This is a genomic window from Burkholderiales bacterium, from assembly GCA_035560005.1.
GTDB lineage: Bacteria > Pseudomonadota > Gammaproteobacteria > Burkholderiales > Eutrophovitaceae > DASRFY01.
Genome location: DATMAN010000059.1, coordinates 1 through 3,183, shown reverse-complemented (window position 1 = coordinate 3,183; position 3,183 = coordinate 1). Strand labels below are relative to the sequence as shown.

4 protein-coding genes and 2 pseudogenes are annotated in these 3,183 nt (G+C 60.9%); 3 read left to right on the top strand and 3 right to left on the bottom strand.

Features of this window, described 5'->3' with window-relative positions; genetic code table 11:
• The 3 genes and pseudogenes from VNM24_09075 to VNM24_09065 form a co-directional block, all read right to left on the bottom strand.
• Positions 1–264, bottom strand: a 264-nt coding sequence (locus tag VNM24_09075; protein ID HWQ38742.1) for a hypothetical protein, incomplete at its 3' end; no start/stop codon positions are given.
• Positions 265–763: 499 nt separating this feature from the next.
• Complete coding sequence (locus VNM24_09070; protein HWQ38741.1) at positions 764–886, bottom strand: hypothetical protein; 123 nt, start codon at positions 884–886, stop codon at positions 764–766.
• Between the two features lie 161 nt (positions 887–1,047).
• Positions 1,048–1,236, bottom strand: a pseudogene (locus VNM24_09065) (nucleotidyl transferase AbiEii/AbiGii toxin family protein).
• A gap of 270 nt (positions 1,237–1,506) precedes the next feature.
• Between VNM24_09065 and VNM24_09060 the strand changes: the two are divergent.
• The 3 genes and pseudogenes from VNM24_09060 (at position 1,507) to VNM24_09050 (ending at position 3,000) form a co-directional block, all read left to right on the top strand.
• A pseudogene (locus VNM24_09060) lies at positions 1,507–1,971 on the top strand (hypothetical protein).
• A gap of 254 nt (positions 1,972–2,225) precedes the next feature.
• On the top strand, positions 2,226–2,510 hold the full coding sequence (locus VNM24_09055; GenBank protein ID HWQ38740.1) for a DUF1778 domain-containing protein: 285 nt from the start codon (positions 2,226–2,228) through the stop codon (positions 2,508–2,510).
• Positions 2,497–3,000: a GNAT family N-acetyltransferase gene (locus VNM24_09050; protein ID HWQ38739.1), complete on the top strand. Its 504-nt coding sequence runs from the start codon at positions 2,497–2,499 to the stop codon at positions 2,998–3,000. The genes VNM24_09055 and VNM24_09050 overlap by 14 nt, the downstream gene beginning before the upstream one ends.
• Positions 3,001–3,183 lie beyond the last annotated feature (183 nt).

Genomic DNA, 3,183 nt, shown 5'->3' with positions numbered 1-3,183 from the left:
GGCGCTGAACAGGCGCCGGGGAAACGCCGGCACCGCGGTGAGCGGCAAGCCGCGCTCCTTCGCCATCAAATAGCTCGACATGGAGAATTCGCAGAGGTCGAACTCGCCCCGCAACATCCGCCCGTGGCGGTCGGTGCCGTCGCGCAGCGTGACGCTCTGGCCGACCTGCAACACGTTGAGCTCGACGTTCGCGGGCGGCGCCACGGTGCCGTCGAAAAACGGAAAGTGGCGGTCGTAGCGCTCGAGCGCGATGGTGAGCGTCATCCGGTTCCGGGTTTGCATCTGTCGGCCTCTTCTTCGGGGTAACGGTCCCGCGCCACGGCGAGTTTACTCTTCCTTCGGGTTTCGGGATGCCAGTCGCAACGAATACACCCTCCTCCCTCGTAACCTGATGCGACCCCTAGGAGGACACCCGTTTCACATCCGCCAATCATTGCACGTCGCAGGGGACCTGGGTGGGCTGCCTCAACAGCGGGTTGACGATTATGTCTCGGTCACCTGAACATCCTTGGCATTACCGCCTTCCCACCGGGACAAAATCACCCATTTGGGGCAACATGCCCTGTGACTAGAGGAGGTGTCCGTGTCGAAGAAACAGGCTGTGAAGGGGCGGTTCTCCGCCCGCACTCCACAGTAACCGCTCCGCTGGGCGATATGCCGCGGACGAGTGCGCCTCTCTTTAGTTCCTCTAGTCGAGCCACCTTTTAATCCTAGAAAAACAGTTCAAAGCTTTACCGAGCCTTCGATTTGCGTTTCTGTTCACTCACAGTCCCAGGACCTTGCGAAGCTTCTTCGTTGATTGCTCGTTCTTTTCCTTCTTCATTTTTCGAATGTTCATCAGCTTCCATTGGATTCCAGGCAGTTGATCGATGCCGGATACTGGCATGAGATTCCAGTCCGGTTGCCCCTGCTTTATCGAAGGAGAAATTTCTTCTCATTCTCCGTTAACGTACTTCTTATCGTGCCAATGAGTCATTCACGGACTTCCACCAGCTCGTCGTATTCGACGCGCTTGGTCACCATCCCGATAAACTCACGCTCATACACCTAGCGAAAATCTTCCCTGGCGGGATCAAGGAGCTCGCTCATCGGCCGATCGTGGCTGGCAAGATAGACAACGAACATCCTTCGTATGTCGTCGGTGATACCCAGGGGCAACCGAGTCAAATCGATATCCACCGACAGCCGCGGCATGTCGCGCACGAACAGATTGATCGCCGTTCCACCTTTCAGCGCGATGTCTAATCCGCGCCCGACTGTCGGGGAAATGGGAAAGGCCAGACTTTACAAAACGAATCATTATTGAAGCGTGCACTGCAAATCGGACGACGACAGAAAGTTGTCTAGGAGCTGCTGACCGATGCTGGGTACGCGTTCGGCGAAGCGTTCGAAGATGTTCGGCACCGGCGTGTAGTCGCGTGTGTTGCTCAACGTTGAAACGGTCCGTAGTACAGTTGGCAGGTCGCTCATTCCGTCGGCGAGCCCGAGCTCTACGTCGATCCCGGCTACTACACCGTCGACCGGCTGACCACGAAGGGCCTGCAGCCGCTGCCCAAGCGCTGCGGGAGCTTCGCCGGCGGCGTGCAGGCGGTCGCCCGGGCGGTGGCGCGTGCCGTGGCCGACGAGGAGCGAATCCCACTCGATAAGCTGCCGCTGCTTGATGCGGCGCTCCGCTATGGCTACCTCACGCTCTTCGGCCGGCGCACGCCCCTGCAGGCCCGCCATCTCGAGACCGCGCGCAGCGTCACCGAAGAGGCGGCGCACGCGATCGCGAACTCGGTCGGGGCCGGACGCGATATCGAGGCGATCCTGCTGGTGGGCGGTGGCGCGAATCTCTACCGCGAGGCGCTAGCCCAGCGGTTCCCGCGGCACAGCGTCCAGATCGTACGGGAGCCCCTGTTGGCCAATGTCCGCGGCTTCCAGCTCATCGGCAAGGAAGTCGCGCGCCGGCGCCAAGCGGCCACGGCATGAAGAGGAACATCCATGCTCTGCAAATTCAAGGGCAGTCCGCATTGGTACGTTCGCTTCACGGCACCAAATGGACGCCGCATATGCCGAACTACTCGGACTGCCGATCGAAAGCTCGCCCAAGAGGCCGTTTGAAGTGGCACACAAGTGCCACACGAAAATTTTTTTCGAACGTCGCTGACGCAAGAAATCGCTATGGTGCCAAAATGGCGCCACCATGCTACACTCCGGTACGTGATCCAACCGAAGGTAAGACCATGCTGAACACCGACAAGGAGCGCATCAGCTCCCGCGTGCCGAAGCCGGTGCGCAAGACGCTCGAGGAAGCCGCCGCTCTCTCGGGCGCGACGCTGAACCAGTTCGTGGTGCAGGCGGCCCTCAAGGAGGCACATGCGGTGCTGGAGCGGGAGCGAATCATCCGCCTGAGCCGCCGCGACGCGCAAGCGTTCTTCCGGGCGCTGGAAAACCCGCCCTCCCCCAATGCCAGGCTGAAGAAAGCGGTTGCCGCCTACAAGCGCTCATCCTTGAATGCTCAGGATTGAGCTGCTGAACCGTCGGCACCGCCGCGAGGACTTCGATTGCGGCAGCCCCGAGCTCAACGACTACCTGCGATACACCGCCCGGCAGCACACGGACAAGGGTCTGTCGCGGACTGAGGTGCTGGTTGAGGATGGGGCGCCCGATACCATCCTCGGATATGTGACGATGAGCTTGGCGGAAATCGTGACCGACAGCCTGCCGCCACGCTACGCCAAGAAGTATCCTGCCAAAGCCCACGGCGTCAAACTCGCGCGGCTGGCCGTTGCCCGTTCGAGACAACGCCAGGGTCTGGGTGCGCTGATGACGGTGCATGCCGTGCGCCGCGCGCTCCAGGTAGCCGACAGCGCCGGGATCATCGGTCTTTTCGTGGATGCCAAAGATGAGGCGGCCAGCCACTACTACCGCCGTTTCGGGTTTCTGCCCCTTCCTGACGATCCGCACAAGCTTTTCATGCCGCTGGCCACGCTGCGGCAGGCGCTGGGGGAGCGATAGATGAGAACGATAGATGATAGATGGAGGCGCTTTGCTCGCGCGGTGACCGGCGTCTACTTCGCTTCCGCGGGTGGCTTCAGGGCATCGAGCTTGGCGACCACCGCGCGGCAGGCCGCGATCAGATCCGCGATGAGTCGATCACTGATGTTCAAGTCGCCCTCGTACTCGCCGAGATTGCGGATC